A 14,391-nucleotide genomic window follows, 5' to 3' on the forward strand; every position below is an offset into this window, starting at 1 on the left:
TGCGTCACCGTCCCTGCGCTCCGATCTCGATGTCCACGAAGTTGTACGGCGCCCAGGGGCCGTTGTACTGGACGCGAAGCGTCTCCCCGTAGTCCTCGCGGATCGCCTCGACCGCGTCGCCGAACGCCTCCTCGCCGTCCCGCTCGACGAGGTACGCGCGGTTCAGCACGAGCCGGTCGCTGTACAGGTCGTCGTCGGTCTCGCGGGCGCTCACCTCGGCCAGCCGACCCCCGACGTCCTCGCGGATCGCCTCCCGGTCCAGGTCCGCGCCCTCGTCGGCGACGAGCTTCACGCCGAGTTCGATCATCCCGTCGACGTCGTTGAGCGCCTGCCTGAAGGCGCGGCGGCCGCCGCGCAGGACGCTCTTCAGCGTCCGGCCGCTCTTGAACGTCATCCCGAACTGCATCGGCACGATCGTGCGGCCGCCGTCGTACAGGAGCACCTCGCGGAGGACCTCGTCGTGCGCGCGGGCGTTCTCGTCGGTCCGCTCCGGTTCCATCGTGTCGATGTCGCTCACGACGGCCGACAGCGTCCGATAATCGACCGTCCGGATCGGCGTTCCGCCGTCGACGCCGCGCTCGTCCAGCTCGATCGACTCCTTTTCGATCACGCCGTAGGTGTACAGGTTCGAACTCATGACGGGCCATCCCCGTTGACTGTTCCGCGCGCCGGGGCGTCGCGCGGTGGTTCCGTCGCCATTTCTGTCCCTAGGTACGAGTGGTCGTCGTCGGGGTAAACAATGACGGCCGTCGAGCCGTCCGATCGGGGGCTCCGCCGCCCGTTCTATTCGGACGATTGTCATCTATGACGGTTCGGCCAGTGCCGTTAAGGTCGACACGGGTGTTTCATGAACCGATGGCATCCGAACGTCCCGGTTCATCCAGCCTGGCAGACGTCCTTGATCGCATCCTGGACAAGGGCATCGTCATCGACATCTGGGCGCGGATCTCCGTCGTCGGGATCGAGATCCTCACGGTCGAGGCGCGCGTCGTGGCGGCGTCGGTCGACACGTTCCTCCACTACGCGGCCGAGATATCGAAGATCGAGCAGGCGACGCAGTCGGGCGACTTCGAGGACCTGCAGGACCTCGAAATCAAACAGTCCCCGGCGATGCGCGCCCAGTCGCAGTAGCGCCCCCGACCACCGACCGATCCCCCATTTCACGAGGAATCACACGTGTCCGAAGCCGAATCGGAGACAGCCGACGACCGCTGCCGAGCGCTGACGGAGGACGGCACGCGGTGTGCGCGCCCGGCGCAGGAGGACGGATTTTGCTACCAGCACGACGAGAGCGATCCGACCGCGGACGAGTCGGACGCCGATGCGTCGGCTGCGGGGGACGGGGACGCGTCGGGTGACGACGAGGGCGCGTCGGCCGACGACGATGAGGGCGCGTCGGCCGGCGGGGACGAAGACGACAAGGCCGCGGAGGGCGAATCGTCCGAGGGGCGAGACGGCGTGAGCGACGAAGCCGAGTCAACTACGGATATGAGCGAAGAATCGACCGAGGAAGGCGAGTCAGACGCCGAAAGCGAGTCCGAGGCCGAAAACGAGTCGTCCGCCGAAAGCGGCGCGAACCCCGATCTCATGACGGTCCGGGACACGGTGTTCGACCTGGCGGCGGACGTCATCGGCCGCGATCTCGACGGGATCACCGAAGTGACGAAGGACGACGACGGCTGGCGGGCCGTCGTCGAGGTGGTCGAGCGCCGATCGGTCCCGGACACCCAGGACATCCTGGGCCGATACGAGATCGAACTCGACGAGGGCGGCGACATCCACGGTTACCGCCGCCTCGACCGCTACCGGCGGAGCGACACCGCGGCCGACGAGTTCTAACCTCGCCGACGGACCCGAAACGGGGCGTCGGCCGATCGTCGCGGCGAGTGGGAACGCTCTTTTGCTCTCGAACTGACCGCTCGGGCGTGAAGCGAATCCAGCTCGGTAACACCGTATTCGAGGGCCGAAACAACGTCTACGTGCTGGACGGCGAGACGACCGCGCTCGTCGACGCGGGGGTGGCGACCCCGAACGCCCGGGACCAGCTCCGGGCCGGGCTGGCCGACTACGGGCTGTCCTTCGCCGACGTGGACGAGATCTTCGTCACCCACTGGCACTACGACCACGCCGGCCTCGCGGGCGAGATTCAGTCCGAGAGCGGGGCGACCGTCCGGGCGCACGAGGCCGACGCGCCGCTCGTCGCGGGCGAGGAGTCCGCCGTCGCGGCCGAGAACGAGCGCCTCGCCGCTCGCCTCCGCGAGTGGAACCTCCCGGACGACGCCCGCGAGGGGCTTCTCGACTACCTCGAACGGCACGCCGATCTCGCGGGGGAGCCCGCGGACGTGACGCCGTTCGCCGATGGTGACGCCTTCGAGGTGAACGGTCGCACCTACGAGGCGGTCCACCTCCCCGGCCACGCCGCCGGGCTCTGCGCGTTCGCGTTCGAGGCCGACGAGGCACCCGGCGAACAGGCGGCGGACGCCGGGGGAGCGCCCGCGGGGGAGGACGACGAGATCGCGCCCGCGGAGAAGGGCGGCGAGGAGGCGTTCGTGGGGGACGCGATCCTCCCGAAGTACACGCCGAACGTCGGGGGCGCCGACGTCCGGGTCGACGCGCCCCTCGCGACGTACGCCGACAGCCTCGTCCGGCTGGCCGAGCGGGACCCCGATCGGGCCTGGCCCGGCCACCGCGACCGGATCGACGACCCCGCCGGTCGCGCGGCGACGATCCTCGAACACCACCGCGAGCGCACGCGGAACGTGATCGGCGTGCTCGCCGAGCGCGGGCCCTGCGACGCCTGGACCGTGAGCGCGCACCTGTTCGGCGAACTGCGCGACATCCACGTCCTCCACGGGCCGGGCGAGGCGTACGCCCACCTCGACCACCTGCGGGCGACCGGCGTCGTCGAGCGCGACGGGCGCGACTACGAACTCGTCGACCACGATCCGGACGTCGACGCGCTGTTCCCTCGCATCGACGGCTGAGGCGCGCCCCCGAGACGTCCCTCTGAGACGTCCCTTCCGGTGGTCTTGCGGTCGCACGCCCGACCAGCATTTAAATCCGAACCCGACCTAGGGAACCTCGTGTGCACGCTCACCCTCGCGTGGCGGACGTTCCCGGACGCGCCGGTCGTCGTCGCGGCCAACCGGGACGAGGCGTTCGGCCGCCCGTCGGCGCCGCCGTCGCGCATCGAAGACGATCCGATCGTCGTCGCCCCCCGCGACCTCGAAGCCGGCGGCACGTGGCTCGGCTACAACGAGCACGGCCTGCTCGTCGGGATCACGAACCGCTGGGTGTCGGGACTGGCCGGCGAACGCTCCCGCGGGCTGCTCGTCCGCGACGCGCTCCGCCGACGGAGCGCCGAGGAAGCGTCGAGGGACGTCGAGCGCGCGGTCGGGGCGGACGAGTACGAGGGGTTCAACCTCGTGCTCGCCGACGCGGACGCCGCGCTCCTCCTGGAGTGGGACGGCTACCTCCGCGTCCGACAGTACGACCCCGGCGTGCACGTCGTGGTGAACGTCGGCACCGACGACTCCTTTTTCGTCCCCGATCGCCGCCCGGAGGTCGGCCGTCGCCAGGCCGAGAACGCGCGGAAGGTGCGCGAGGCGCTCGGGCCGGAGCCCGGGGAGTCGGCCGACGAGTGGCTCGACCGGGCCGGGGAGGTGCTCGGCGACCACGAGTACGGGGTCTGCGTCCACGGCGACGGGTACGGCACCAGGTCGTCGTCGCTCGTCGCGCTCTACGAGGACGGCCCCGAGACGCACCTGTTCGCCGACGGCCCGCCCTGCGAGACCGCCTTCCGCCCCGTCGAAAGCCAGCTTTAAGCGGGTCGCCCGACGACTCCCTCGTATGATCGACAACCCACTTCCGGGGTGGTTCGCGTGAGCGCGTCCGACGCGGAGGCCGACCTCTCGGCGGACGAGCGCGCCGGGCTCGAACTCGTCCGCCGGAGCGGCGGCATCCACCAGAGCGACTTCTGGAAGGAGCTCGACGTCTCCTCGCGCAAGGGGAGCCGGATCGCGGAGGCACTCGAAGAGCGCGATCTGATCCAGCGCGAGGAGACGGTGTACAACGGGCACAACACGTACTACCTCCAGCCGGCCACGAGGGACCTCGACTTCTCGCTGCTCATGGCCGGCGACATGCTCTCGCCGTTCATCGGCGAGGAGGAGATAAACGCCCGGAGCGACGCGTTCTCGCAGTGGCTGATGAACCTCGCGTACGAAGAGTACTGACGCCGGCTCCGCGGACCCCGTTTCGAGCCGGACGCGGTGTTCGACGACGAGTCGCCGCCGCGTTCGGGCGGCCGGAATCGCCCGCCGAGCCGCGCGAACCGACCGGCACGGGAACCGCCGCTTTCGGTTCGTCGCACGCTCCCGGTTCGAAAAGTCGATCCGCCGTACGCGGGGACCGCGAACTCCGGTCGGGTTACTCGCCGACCTCGTCGCCGTCCCCGTCGGAGGCGAGCAGGTCGTGTTCGCTCAGGTACCCTTCGAGTTCGTCCGTCGGCAGCTCGCGGAACTGCTCGCTCTCGGCGTCGACGGTGGCGACGCCGATGCCCTCGGGCGTCAGGTTCTCGTCGCTGACCTCGGCGAGCGCGCGGAGCGCGAGCCCGACGCCCGCGTCGAGGTCCACGTCCTCGCGGTAGTTCTCTTCGAGGAAGTCGCGGATCTCGCCGCGGTCGGACCCGATCGAGACGGCCTTCCACTCGTAGGGCGTCCCCGAGGGGTCCGTCTCGTAGAGGCGCGGGCGGCCGTTCTCGACGCCGCCGATCAGCAGCGCGACGCCGAAGGGGCGGGCGCCGCCCACCTGCGTGTACTGCTGGATGTGGTCCGTGACCTCCTTCGTCAGCGTCTCGATGCCGATCGGCTCGCCGTAGCGCAGGCGGTTGACCTGCGACTGGCGGCGGGCGAAGTCGATCAGCTGCCGGGCGTCGGCGACGTGGCCCGCGCTGGCGATGCCGATGTGGTCGTCGGCCTTGTGGATCTTCTCGACGCTCGACGGCTCCATGAGCGGCGACCGGCTGCGCTTGTCCGCCGCGAGGACGACCCCGTCTGCCGTCCGGATGCCGATGCTCGCGGTTCCTCGCTTGACTGCTTCGCGCGCGTACTCGACCTGGTAGAGGCGGCCGTCGGGCGAGAAGATGGTGATCCCGCGGTCGTACGCCTGCTGTTGCGCTTGTCCCTGCATAGTATCACTCTATGGCTCGAAATCGAGTTGCGTCGCACCCGCGAACCCCGACGGGAGGCGCACGTCGAGCGCCCCGTCCCGCGAGTAAGCGGTCCTGTCGGCGTCCTCGAACGCGACGTTTCTCTTCCCCGAATGTCCGGCCCGGCCTCCTAAATACCTTTCTTCACAGGCGCGCACCGTCCCCGAGACGCCGCGGACGCGAACCCCGATCGGGTCGCCCCCCACGTCGTCGACGCACGCCAGGGCGGCCCGGGCCTCGTCGGCGTGCCCGCGCCGGGCGCGGACGACGGTCTCGCCGACGCCGCCGCCGAACCGGAACCCGAGCACCGTCAGGTCGGCGTCGGCGCTCCCGACGTCCCCGAGGAGGTTCTGCGCCGCGAACCAGAGCTCGCGCTGGAACGCTCCGCGCGTGAGGTCGGCGTCGGGCCAGGCTTCGATGCCGACGCCGAGGTAGCGCCAGCGCGGCTGGAGGTGCTTCGGAAGGTGCTTCATTCGCGCGCGGGCGAGTCGTCGTCGCCCTCCGGGTCGCCGCCGACAGCCTCCGCGTCCGCGGCGGTTCCGGCGATCGGCGCGCGCTCGGCGACGAGGACGCCGACCTGATCGTGCACGCGCTCGACCGCCGTGAGCGCGAAGCCCGCGTCGGTCAGCGCGTCCACCAGCGTCCCGACCGTCGCCGGATCGTCCACCTCGGGGCTGTAGAACGGCTCGTCGGGGTTCGGCTCGCCGAAGAACATCACGTCGCCGAGGACGAACTTGCGCGGGCCGAGGCCGGCGATGACCTCGATCGCCTCCCGCTTTTCGTCGTCGGACAGGTGGTGCATCGCGAAGTTCGAGACGACGACGTCCGGGCCGGCGGATCGGGTCGACTCCGAACCGCCGTACTCGGGTTCGCGGAACGTCCCGTACCCGAACTCGACGTTCTCGATCCCCGCCGCCGCGGCCTTCTCGCGCGCCCGCTCAAGCATCCCCTCGCTGATGTCGCGGCCGACGACGCGCTTCGCGCGCGGGGCCAGCGCGAGGGCGATCGCGCCGGTGCCCGCGCCGAGGTCGAGGACGACGTCGTCCGGCCCGGGCGCGGCGTGCTCCACGACGAGGCTCGCGCAGGCCCTGTACTCCTCGCTGTTCTGCGAGTCGTCGTAGTCGGCGGCCATCTCCGAGAAGTGGGCGGCGTGTTCCTCAATCGTCTTCTTCATACCTACCACGTTTTACCCCCGGCGCTATGAACGACTCGGAGCGCCGTTCGCGGTTGCGGGCGGCGAGGCGACCCCACTCCGCGAGCCCCGCCTCGATCTGTTCCCCGGTGAACCCGGCCGCCTCGCCGACGGCGACGAGCTCCCGGGGGGCGCGGAGCTGGAGGTGCGAGGCCGGGTTCGCGCTCACCACGTACGGGGCGTCGTACTTCTCGACGAGCTCGCGGAGCTTTCTGAGCCCCTGAAGCGCCCGCACGCGGTGGCCGCCGTCCCGCCTGAGCACGGGGCCGAAGTCGAACTCGATCCGGACGCCGTTCTCCCGAGCGACGCGGGCGAGGACGTGGTTCACGTCGCCGTCGCCGGCCATCGGGCGCGCGAGCACGTCGACGCGCTCCTGTTCGACGGCGAAGCGGTTGAGACCGTCCGTCCCGCCGCGGACGAGAAGGAGGGTGCACTTGGGCCGGTAGTTGCCGATCCCGCCGCTCGCCCGCTGGGGGTTCTCGGCGACGACCTCGATCCCGTCGACCACGTCGACGCCGTACTCGTCCCGGACGCGCTCGTAGCTCGCCGGACCCGCCTCGCCCGCGGAGCGCACGCGGACCACGACTCCGTCGAATCCGTAGCGCGCGGCGGTGAGCGCGAACCGCGCCGCGGTGCTGTCGCCGTCGGGGTACGCGTGGACCGCCTCGTACATGCGAATTCGAAGTCGCGGACGCGGCTTTGGGGTTACGGTTCGGTCCGAGAGTTCACGATTTGATCCGGGCAGTTACGGTTCGCTCCGAGAAGCGGCGTCCGATCGGCTACGGCTCGAAACGTCGTCGAACCGCAGAAAGGAGAGGCACGGAAAGAGGCACCGAAAGTGGCACGGGTGCGGCGAGTGCCGACGTGGCTGGAGTTGCTGGCTGGACAGGCATCCGCTGGCGCGTAACGGACGCGTCGTGGGCTGGGATCGACGCGCCCGGGCACCCGCCGACGTATGTACTCTTTACTCGATGTAGAATAAATCTTTTGGTGGAGGGGGTACTGGTACCGAGTATGAAGGCGATCGCAGTCCGGGAGGGAGAGGGAGCGCCGTCGCTCGTCGAGAAACCGCGGCCGGAGCCCGACGCGGGCGAAGCGCTCGTCCGCACGCTCCGCGTCGGGGTCGACGGGACCGACCACGAGGTGATACGCGGCGGCCACGGCGGGGTCCCCGAGGGCGAGGACCACCTCGTACTCGGCCACGAGGCGGTCGGCGTCGTCGAGGACCCGAACGGCACCGAGTTGGCGGTCGGGGACGTGGTCGTCCCGACGGTCCGCCGGCCGCCGAACGGGGCGAACGAGTACTTCGAGCGCGGCGAAGCGGACATGGCCCCCGAGGGGATGTACCACGAGCGGGGCATCGTGGGCGCGCACGGGTTCATGGCGGAGTACTTTACCAGCCCCGCGGAGTACCTGGTGCGGATCCCCGAATCCCTGGCCGAGATCGGCTTTCTCGTCGAGCCGGCGTCCATCTCCGAGAAGGCGTTCGAACTCGCCGAGGCGTCCCGGTCGACGTTCGAGTGGAGCCCCGAGTCGGCGCTCGTGCTCGGCAACGGGAGTCTGGGTCTCCTGACGCTCGCGATGCTTCGGGGCGACTACGAACGGCTGTACTGTCTCGGCCGCCGGGACCGGCCCGACCCGACGATCGACATCATCGAGGAGCTCGGCGCGACGTACGTCGACTCCCGGAAGACGCCCGCGGACGCCGTCCCGGAGGTCTACGAGCCGGTGGACTTCGTCTACGAGGCGACCGGCTACGCGAAGCACGCGTTCGAGTCGGTCCACGCGCTCGCGCCGAACGGCGTGGCCGCCCTGCTCGGCGTCCCGGGCGAGTGGGAGTTCGAGATCGACGGCGGCGCGTTCCACGAGGAGCTGGTCCTCCACAACAAGGCGATGGTCGGCAGCGTCAACTCGGGCGTCAGACACTTCGAGGCCGCGGCCGAAGCGATCTCGGCCCTCCCCGAGTGGTTCGTCGACGACCTGGTCACCGGCGTGTACGGGCTGGACGAGTTCGACCGGGCGTTCGCCGAGGGGGACACGGTTATAAAAACCGCCGTCCAATTCGACACACATGAAGAACGTTGACGACCTCATCTCCAGCGCCGCCGAACTGGCGGAGCGGGGACTGTCGAAGGGCGAGATCGCCGACGAACTGAACGTCTCCCGGGAGACGGCGAGCTGGCTCGTCGAGCGCAGCGGCGCGACGAGCGAGCCGATCTCGCGGACGGGCGACGACGACCGGGACGGCCCCCACGACATCCACGTCGACTGGAGCGCGATCGGCCGGGACAGCGCCAGGCTCACCCACGTCGCGCGCGCGATGGCCGATCTCCTCTCGAAGGAGGGCCAGGAGGTCGATCTCACGATCGGCATCGAGAAGGCGGGCGTCCCGCTCGCGACGGCGGTCGCGAGCGAACTCGACACGGATCTCGGCGCGTACGCCCCGCGCAAGCACCAGTGGGAGGAGGGCGACATCGAGGACTACGGCGGGAGCTTCTCGCGCAACTTCGCGCAGATCCGCGGGCGGGACTGTTACATCGTCGACGACACGATCACGAGCGGCACGACGATGAGCGAGACGATCGAGGCCGTCCGCGAGGAGGGGGGCAACCCCGTCGGCTGCGTCGTCGTCGTCGACAAGCAGGGGGTCGAGGCGGTCGACGACGTGCCCGTCCACGCGCTGATCAACGTCGTCCGCGTCGGCAGCGAAGACCGCCAGTAGCGGTCGTTTCGTCCGCGGGTAGACCGCCGCCACCGGACGCCGCCGGTCGGACCGCGTCGCAATCCCTTTGAGGCCGCTTCCCCTAGGAACGACGATGACGTTCCAACCCGGAGGCGACCTGAGCCAGGAGGAAGTGCGACGGCGAGTCGACGACGCCATCGAGAACAACGACGTGGTCCTCTTCATGAAGGGCAACCGGCTGATGCCGCAGTGCGGCTACTCCAACCGAGCGCTCGAACTCATCGGCCAGTACGTCGAGGAGTTCGAGACGGTGGACGTGCTCCCCGCCCTCGATCAGTACCGGGCCGCGCTCGAATCTCACAGCGGGTGGGAGACGATCCCGCAGACGTACGTGAACGGCGACTTCGTCGGCGGCAGCGACATCCTCGCGGAGCTGGACGAGCGGGGCGAGCTAGAGCAAACACTTAGAGGGGAGTAGTTCGTCTTTCGACCCGAAGACGAGAATGAAAGAGTAGCCGATATAAGGCTACGTCTCGTAGGTTCCGCAGAGAGTGTCGGATTTGCGCCGCGGGCGTCGCACCACTTGACCCACACGCACCACCCAGTATACATATGACAGGCCGCGTATATCGACTCCATTCGACGTTGGAACTGCCACTTGAGGACGTCAAAGAGTACTTCGAGGACGATCCCGACCTTCCCCCGGAGATCGCGGACGTCGACATCACGAGGCGCAACAACACGCTCATCCTCAAGGCCGTCGCGGCGGACGAGAGCCTCAGCAAGTACACGCCGACGGCACAGCTGAAGGCGAGCGTCACGGAGACGCGCGTCTACGAGGAGGAGCCGCCGCGCGCGGGCGGCCCCCGCTGGGGGCGCGAGGAGGAAGAGGAGATCCCCTCGGAGCTCGTCGAGTTCGCCTGCTTCAAGGGCGACCGCGAGACCGTCCTCCAGAACACCGCGCTCCAGTACCCGATGTTCCTCGTCCTCCGCGACATCGCGCGCCTCGCCGAAAAGGGGACGCTGACCGCGATCACCGAGGTCGACGGCGAACTCGAGGCGACGCGCATCGTCGAGGGCGACGACCGGCCGGCGAAGGTCGAGGTCGTCGAGAACCCGACGCAGAAGCAGTCGGGGGGCAACGGGGTCAACTGGCGGGACAACAAGTTCATTAGTTAATCCTGATTCAGAAGATTCCTGTACAACACCACAAAATCGGGCAGGAAATCGAGAACGCGACCCCCGCAGGCGAAGACGCCCCTCACCTCCAACGTCCGCGATTACTGAAACTCTCCAGGCAGCCGCAATCCGAAGAGGGGTGCCTCTGGTTGCTCTGCCGAGGTCACCCTCCAGACTCGCGCGCACCCATCGCCTGCGTAATGTGGGTGAGCGTAACCAAGCCGAGCCCTCCAGCAAGGTTGCCAGCTGTGACAACCGCGATCATCACTGCGAGCGTTCCGAAGCCGACGTTTGCCCCAAACAGGATGCCGAAGAAGACGTGCAACGTAGTGACGACGACGTGATTAAACGGTCCGAGCGCGAGGAGGAACCCTACGACGTACGCGAGGGTGACCCGGGTCCGTACGCCGTTGACGGCCACGAGGAGGAATGACAGCAGACTCACGAGCGCACCCCCCGCGATGGCACTCGCAAACCACGCTCCGGCTCCTTGGCGCGCGGTTTCTTCTGCGAACGCGGTCAGTGCCTCCGCCGTTCCCGCGGGGAGTGCGCCGCGAACGGAGAAGATAAGGGCGAAGAGGCCCCCACCGAGCAGATTAAACACGAGCGTAACGGCCCAGAGACGAAAGAGGGACGAAAGCATCCACGACTCGGATCGGTCGGCCGCCGCCGCGACCGGGTCGAAGAAGTTCTCGTTGAACAGTTCCGTCCGTCCCACGACGAGGAAAACGAGGCCAACCCCGAAGGCGAGCGCGCCCGTGATTTTGGCGATTTCGCCGAAGCGCGGCTCGACGAGCGCTTCGACGATGCCGAGTGCGACGATGCCGAAGACAATCGTGAACCCAGCGATGAAGCTGGTCGAGACTAATTCGAGCAACGACTGATCGAGCCGGCGTTCACCTTCCTCGACGGCTCGATTGAATATCTCACCCGGCGGAGGGGCAGGAGTGTCTGGCACATAGTGAGTACCGGTATGAAGAGCAAAAAACCCAGGTAGTGCCCGGTTGCGGCGTCTGGTCAGCCGCGCCTCGTAGTTACGGCCAAATCTGTCGCTTCCAGAGAACGCAGAATCCGGGAGTCAAAACCGCGTAATCGGTTAACGGCGGGCCGGTCTCTCCGTTCGCGCGCGGTATCCGACGAAATGGCGGTTCGGAGTTCACGTCGTCTGCGTGCCCGTCGGAACCGTCTCCACGCCCCCGGTAGCGCAGGAAGCCACTCGAAGCACTCGTTCAACTAGTAGAACAAGATTCGCCGGAAGACGTGTCGATGCCGAGTAACGCGTACCCGCCGCAGTGTTGGGTCGCGAAATTCAACAGCAATCCAGTCCCCGCTATCCCGGTCGTGGCAGCGACGACGCGTCTTCCGTCGAGCATCGCCCCGACGGACATGACGATAAGCCAGATGCCGAGTACGCCCCGTATGACGCGGTCCACCTCGGACATATTCTTTTCCAGGCCCATATTGTCAACCTACTAATTTCCTTGCCAAAAAACTACGTACCGACGACTCCTCCCGGCCGGGGCTGGGTGACGAAGCGCCCATCCGTTCGACAAGGGTTACCGCACAGCAATGTCTCGGGCAAAAAGCATTTTAGTCGCCTAATTATATGTTATTACACCATGCCGGAAGGCTTCCCCGACTACCTGAACGTCGACTACACCGACGGCGAAGGTGAGACCCCCGAGGACTACCCGAGCATCCAGCACAAGATCGAGAAGGCCATCGAGGTCACGAAGCAGGGGCTCGAAGAGTACGAGAACCCCGCGGTGATGTGGACCGGCGGGAAGGACTCGACGCTCACGCTCTACTTCGTGAAGGAGGTCGCGGACCGGTACGACCTCGAACTGCCGCCGACGGTGTTCATCGACCACTACCAGCACTTCGACGAGCTGATGGACTTCGTCGAGCACTGGGCCGACGAGTGGGACCTGGAGGTCGTCTACGCGCGCAACACCGACGTCGGCGAGTACGTCGAGGAGAACGGCCTCACCCCCGGCGACGAGATCCCGATCTCCGCGCTCTCGGAGCACAACCAGCACCACGTCCGCAACATCCTCGAGTACGAGGAGGACACGTTCCCGTTCCTGCTCGACACCTACGTCGGCAACCACCTCCTGAAGACCGTCGCGCTCAACGACGCGCTGGAGGAGTACGACATCGACGGCATCGTCTCCGGCATCCGCTGGGACGAACAGGACGCGCGCGCCGACGAGACGTTCTTCAGCCCCCGCCACGACCCGGACATCTACCCGCCGCACGACCGCGTCCAGCCGATCCTCCAGTTCACCGAGGCGGACGTCTGGGAGGCGTTCTGGCACTTCGTCGTGCCCGAGACGGTCGAGGAGTTCCCGGACGAGGGGTACGTCCCGCAGGACTACGACGACCTGCCGAACGGCCTCACTCACGAGGACATCCCGGTCTCGCCGAAGTACTTCGAGGGCTTCCGCTCGCTCGGCAGCGAGGTGTCGACCGACAGGGCCGACTCCGAGCCCGCGTGGCTGCAGGACCTCGACAACACGACCGAGCGCGCCGGCCGCGCCCAGGACAAGGAGGACCTGATGGAGCGCCTGCGCGACCTCGGCTACATGTAACTCGGGTCCTGATCGAACTCGACGTCCCGCCGATCCGCGGATCGCCGACCCGAAGATCGCGCTACCGTTCTTTTTCGCGTCGACGCACCCGACGCAGACGCCCGCCGAGCGGCCGCGGGGTTATCAGCCGGTGATAACGGAAGCAGAGATTATCCCCGACGACGGAGAGAGTCGACTGTGACCGACGATTTCCCCTCCTACCTCGACCTGGATTACGAAGACGGCGCGGACCGGACCGCCGAGGACTACCCGACGCTCGCGGACAAACTGGAGAAGGCCGCCGAGGTGACGCGGACCGCGCTGGAACAGTATCGATCCCCCGCGGTGATGTGGACCGGCGGGAAGGACTCGACGCTGGTGCTCTACGTCGTCAGGGAGGTCGCCCGCGAGAGCGGCTTCGACGTGCCGCCGGTCGTGTTCATCGACCACTTCGAGCACTTCCCGGAGACGGTCGAGTTCGTCGAGCGGTGGGTCGACCGGTGGGACCTCGACCTCGTCTACTCGCGGAACACGGACCTCGCCGAACGCGGCGTCGAACCCGGGGACACCCTCCCGGTGTCCGAGCTGGGCGAGACGAACCGACGCGAGCTCGACCGCCTGGAGTACGACGACGACGCGCTGACGGTCGACGCCGACACGTTCGTCGGCAACCACCTCCTGAAGACCGTCGCGCTCAACGAGACGCTGAGCGAGCGCGGCTTCGACGGCGTGTTCTCGGGCGTCAGGTGGGACGAACAGGACGCGCGCGCCGACGAGACGTTCTTCAGCCCCCGCCACGACTCCGAGAAGTACCCGCCGCACGACCGCGTCCACCCCATCCTCCAGTTCGCCGAGGCGGACGTGTGGGAGGCGTTTTGGCGCTTCGTCGTGCCCGACACCGTCGAGGGATACCCGGCGGGCCACGTCCCGGAGAACTCCACCGACCTGCCCGACGACCTGACGCCGGAGGACCTGCCGGTCAGCCCCAAGTACTTCGAGGGGTTCCGCTCGCTCGGCACCGAATCGGGATCGGCCAAGTCCGCCGACGACCCCGCGTGGATGCAGGACATGGAGGGAACGACCGAGCGGGAGGGCCGCGCGCAGGACAAGGAGAACATCATGGAGCGCCTGCGCGACCTCGGCTACATGTGACGGCGGGCGCGACTCGTTCGCGGCGTCGCCGACGGCGTCCCCCCGCCTGAGCGACCGCGAACGACCGACGCGATGGAATCGGCTAATGCCGCGGCGGACCCACTAGCCGGAGAGGTCAGTCGGACCGAAATCCGATCCGGCGCGGGCCGCGGAAAGCAGTCGCAGGAGAATCAGACCATGACGGACGTACAGAAACTCGACGCGTCGCCGAACGGAACGGTCAAACTGAACGACGGGACCGCACACGACGGCGTCCCGGTCTCGGTGTTCGCCGGCTGGGTGAAGGTGAAGGTTCGCGGTCGGACGGTGTACTACCCGCGCGAGCGCGTGCGAGAAGTGGAGCTCTAGCCGTATCGGAACCGGAGTCGCAACCGCGAGGTCGACCCACGCCGCGATCACAATCGAT

At 68.0% G+C, this 14,391-nt stretch carries 19 protein-coding genes; 12 read left to right on the forward strand and 7 right to left on the reverse strand.

Features of this window, described 5'->3' with window-relative positions; genetic code table 11:
• Window positions 1-4: 4 nt before the first annotated feature.
• A complete protein-coding gene (locus CNO20_RS13035; protein ID WP_101296552.1) occupies window positions 5-637 on the reverse strand; it encodes a GvpL/GvpF family gas vesicle protein in 633 nt (210 codons plus the stop codon).
• Window positions 638-855: 218 nt separating this feature from the next.
• On the opposite strand from CNO20_RS13035, the gene gvpA reads away from it, so the two are divergent.
• From gvpA to CNO20_RS13060, 5 genes are all read left to right on the forward strand, one after another.
• The gene (gene gvpA, locus CNO20_RS13040; protein WP_101296553.1) at window positions 856-1,131 is read left to right on the forward strand and encodes a gas vesicle protein GvpA; all 276 of its coding nucleotides are present in this window, start codon (window positions 856-858) and stop codon (window positions 1,129-1,131) included.
• A 45-nt stretch (window positions 1,132-1,176) separates the two neighbouring features.
• Entirely contained in the window at window positions 1,177-1,839 is a 663-nt protein-coding gene (gvpO, locus tag CNO20_RS24105) for a gas vesicle protein GvpO, halophile-type (protein WP_101296554.1), read from the forward strand.
• Between the two features lie 86 nt (window positions 1,840-1,925).
• Window positions 1,926-2,984 (forward strand): MBL fold metallo-hydrolase, encoded by a 1,059-nt coding sequence (locus CNO20_RS13050; RefSeq protein WP_101296555.1) that lies wholly within the window; start codon window positions 1,926-1,928, stop codon window positions 2,982-2,984.
• A 99-nt stretch (window positions 2,985-3,083) separates the two neighbouring features.
• A complete protein-coding gene (locus CNO20_RS13055) occupies window positions 3,084-3,824 on the forward strand; it encodes an NRDE family protein (protein ID WP_101296556.1) in 741 nt (246 codons plus the stop codon).
• Window positions 3,825-3,881: 57 nt separating this feature from the next.
• On the forward strand, window positions 3,882-4,235 hold the full coding sequence (locus CNO20_RS13060; RefSeq protein ID WP_101296743.1) for a helix-turn-helix transcriptional regulator: 354 nt from the start codon (window positions 3,882-3,884) through the stop codon (window positions 4,233-4,235).
• Between the two features lie 193 nt (window positions 4,236-4,428).
• On the opposite strand, the gene psmA is transcribed toward CNO20_RS13060, so the two are convergent.
• From psmA to CNO20_RS13080, 4 genes are read right to left on the reverse strand one after another with little or no spacing between them, the layout of a single operon-like run.
• On the reverse strand, window positions 4,429-5,190 hold the full coding sequence (gene psmA, locus CNO20_RS13065) for an archaeal proteasome endopeptidase complex subunit alpha (protein WP_101296557.1): 762 nt from the start codon (window positions 5,188-5,190) through the stop codon (window positions 4,429-4,431).
• A 9-nt stretch (window positions 5,191-5,199) separates the two neighbouring features.
• The gene (locus CNO20_RS13070; RefSeq protein ID WP_101296558.1) at window positions 5,200-5,682 is read right to left on the reverse strand and encodes an Rpp14/Pop5 family protein; all 483 of its coding nucleotides are present in this window, start codon (window positions 5,680-5,682) and stop codon (window positions 5,200-5,202) included.
• Window positions 5,679-6,383 carry a class I SAM-dependent methyltransferase gene (locus CNO20_RS13075; RefSeq protein WP_101296559.1) on the reverse strand — a complete coding sequence of 235 codons (705 nt, stop codon included), beginning with the start codon at window positions 6,381-6,383 and terminating at the stop codon, window positions 5,679-5,681. Before CNO20_RS13075 ends, CNO20_RS13070 begins: the two co-directional genes overlap by 4 nt.
• Complete coding sequence (locus tag CNO20_RS13080; protein ID WP_101296560.1) at window positions 6,367-7,074, reverse strand: RNase P subunit p30 family protein; 708 nt, start codon at window positions 7,072-7,074, stop codon at window positions 6,367-6,369. The genes CNO20_RS13075 and CNO20_RS13080 overlap by 17 nt, the downstream gene beginning before the upstream one ends.
• A gap of 341 nt (window positions 7,075-7,415) precedes the next feature.
• Between CNO20_RS13080 and CNO20_RS13085 the strand changes: the two genes are divergently transcribed.
• The 4 genes from CNO20_RS13085 to CNO20_RS13100 all read left to right on the forward strand — a co-directional run bounded on the left by CNO20_RS13085 (window position 7,416) and on the right by CNO20_RS13100 (window position 10,263).
• Entirely contained in the window at window positions 7,416-8,486 is a 1,071-nt protein-coding gene (locus CNO20_RS13085) for a glucose 1-dehydrogenase (protein ID WP_101296561.1), read from the forward strand.
• Window positions 8,473-9,123: a transcriptional regulator GfcR gene (gene gfcR, locus CNO20_RS13090; protein ID WP_101296562.1), complete on the forward strand. Its 651-nt coding sequence runs from the start codon at window positions 8,473-8,475 to the stop codon at window positions 9,121-9,123. The genes CNO20_RS13085 and gfcR overlap by 14 nt, the downstream gene beginning before the upstream one ends.
• 94 nt (window positions 9,124-9,217) lie before the next feature.
• Window positions 9,218-9,562, forward strand: coding sequence for a glutaredoxin family protein (locus tag CNO20_RS13095; RefSeq protein WP_101296563.1), 345 nt, complete (start codon window positions 9,218-9,220; stop codon window positions 9,560-9,562).
• 134 nt (window positions 9,563-9,696) lie between these two features.
• Window positions 9,697-10,263 carry a DUF7110 family protein gene (locus CNO20_RS13100; protein WP_101296564.1) on the forward strand — a complete coding sequence of 189 codons (567 nt, stop codon included), beginning with the start codon at window positions 9,697-9,699 and terminating at the stop codon, window positions 10,261-10,263.
• Between the two features lie 163 nt (window positions 10,264-10,426).
• Here CNO20_RS13100 and CNO20_RS13105 read toward each other — a convergent pair whose 3' ends face one another.
• Window positions 10,427-11,221: a formate/nitrite transporter family protein gene (locus tag CNO20_RS13105; RefSeq protein WP_101296565.1), complete on the reverse strand. Its 795-nt coding sequence runs from the start codon at window positions 11,219-11,221 to the stop codon at window positions 10,427-10,429.
• A gap of 271 nt (window positions 11,222-11,492) precedes the next feature.
• On the reverse strand, window positions 11,493-11,723 hold the full coding sequence (locus CNO20_RS13110; protein WP_199174844.1) for a YgaP family membrane protein: 231 nt from the start codon (window positions 11,721-11,723) through the stop codon (window positions 11,493-11,495).
• A gap of 159 nt (window positions 11,724-11,882) precedes the next feature.
• Here CNO20_RS13110 and CNO20_RS13115 point away from each other — a divergent pair, with 159 nt between their 5' ends.
• The 3 genes from CNO20_RS13115 to CNO20_RS23045 all read left to right on the forward strand — a co-directional run bounded on the left by CNO20_RS13115 (window position 11,883) and on the right by CNO20_RS23045 (window position 14,333).
• Window positions 11,883-12,854, forward strand: a complete 972-nt coding sequence (locus CNO20_RS13115) for a phosphoadenosine phosphosulfate reductase family protein (protein ID WP_101296566.1) — start codon at window positions 11,883-11,885, stop codon at window positions 12,852-12,854.
• 177 nt (window positions 12,855-13,031) lie between these two features.
• Window positions 13,032-13,985 (forward strand): phosphoadenosine phosphosulfate reductase family protein, encoded by a 954-nt coding sequence (locus CNO20_RS13120; RefSeq protein ID WP_101296567.1) that lies wholly within the window; start codon window positions 13,032-13,034, stop codon window positions 13,983-13,985.
• 177 nt (window positions 13,986-14,162) lie between these two features.
• Complete coding sequence (locus tag CNO20_RS23045) at window positions 14,163-14,333, forward strand: hypothetical protein (protein WP_158237414.1); 171 nt, start codon at window positions 14,163-14,165, stop codon at window positions 14,331-14,333.
• The last annotated feature ends 58 nt before the right edge of the window (window positions 14,334-14,391 follow it).

The organism is Halegenticoccus soli (genome assembly GCF_002844195.1).
GTDB lineage: Archaea > Halobacteriota > Halobacteria > Halobacteriales > Haloferacaceae > Halegenticoccus > Halegenticoccus soli.

What these genes read in the sequence shown, in the direction of transcription:
- CNO20_RS13035 (WP_101296552.1), bottom strand. Translation starts at nt 637, where the DNA reads ATGAGTTCGAACCTGTACACCTACGGCGTGATCGAAAAGGAGTCGATC.
- gvpA (WP_101296553.1), top strand. Translation starts at nt 856, where the DNA reads ATGGCATCCGAACGTCCCGGTTCATCCAGCCTGGCAGACGTCCTTGAT.
- psmA (WP_101296557.1), bottom strand. Translation starts at nt 5,190, where the DNA reads ATGCAGGGACAAGCGCAACAGCAGGCGTACGACCGCGGGATCACCATC.
- CNO20_RS13070 (WP_101296558.1), bottom strand. Translation starts at nt 5,682, where the DNA reads ATGAAGCACCTTCCGAAGCACCTCCAGCCGCGCTGGCGCTACCTCGGC.
- CNO20_RS13075 (WP_101296559.1), bottom strand. Translation starts at nt 6,383, where the DNA reads ATGAAGAAGACGATTGAGGAACACGCCGCCCACTTCTCGGAGATGGCC.
- CNO20_RS13080 (WP_101296560.1), bottom strand. Translation starts at nt 7,074, where the DNA reads ATGTACGAGGCGGTCCACGCGTACCCCGACGGCGACAGCACCGCGGCG.
- CNO20_RS13085 (WP_101296561.1), top strand. Translation starts at nt 7,416, where the DNA reads ATGAAGGCGATCGCAGTCCGGGAGGGAGAGGGAGCGCCGTCGCTCGTC.
- gfcR (WP_101296562.1), top strand. Translation starts at nt 8,473, where the DNA reads ATGAAGAACGTTGACGACCTCATCTCCAGCGCCGCCGAACTGGCGGAG.
- CNO20_RS13095 (WP_101296563.1), top strand. Translation starts at nt 9,218, where the DNA reads ATGACGTTCCAACCCGGAGGCGACCTGAGCCAGGAGGAAGTGCGACGG.
- CNO20_RS13100 (WP_101296564.1), top strand. Translation starts at nt 9,697, where the DNA reads ATGACAGGCCGCGTATATCGACTCCATTCGACGTTGGAACTGCCACTT.
- CNO20_RS13110 (WP_199174844.1), bottom strand. Translation starts at nt 11,723, where the DNA reads ATGGGCCTGGAAAAGAATATGTCCGAGGTGGACCGCGTCATACGGGGC.
- CNO20_RS13115 (WP_101296566.1), top strand. Translation starts at nt 11,883, where the DNA reads ATGCCGGAAGGCTTCCCCGACTACCTGAACGTCGACTACACCGACGGC.
- CNO20_RS23045 (WP_158237414.1), top strand. Translation starts at nt 14,163, where the DNA reads ATGACGGACGTACAGAAACTCGACGCGTCGCCGAACGGAACGGTCAAA.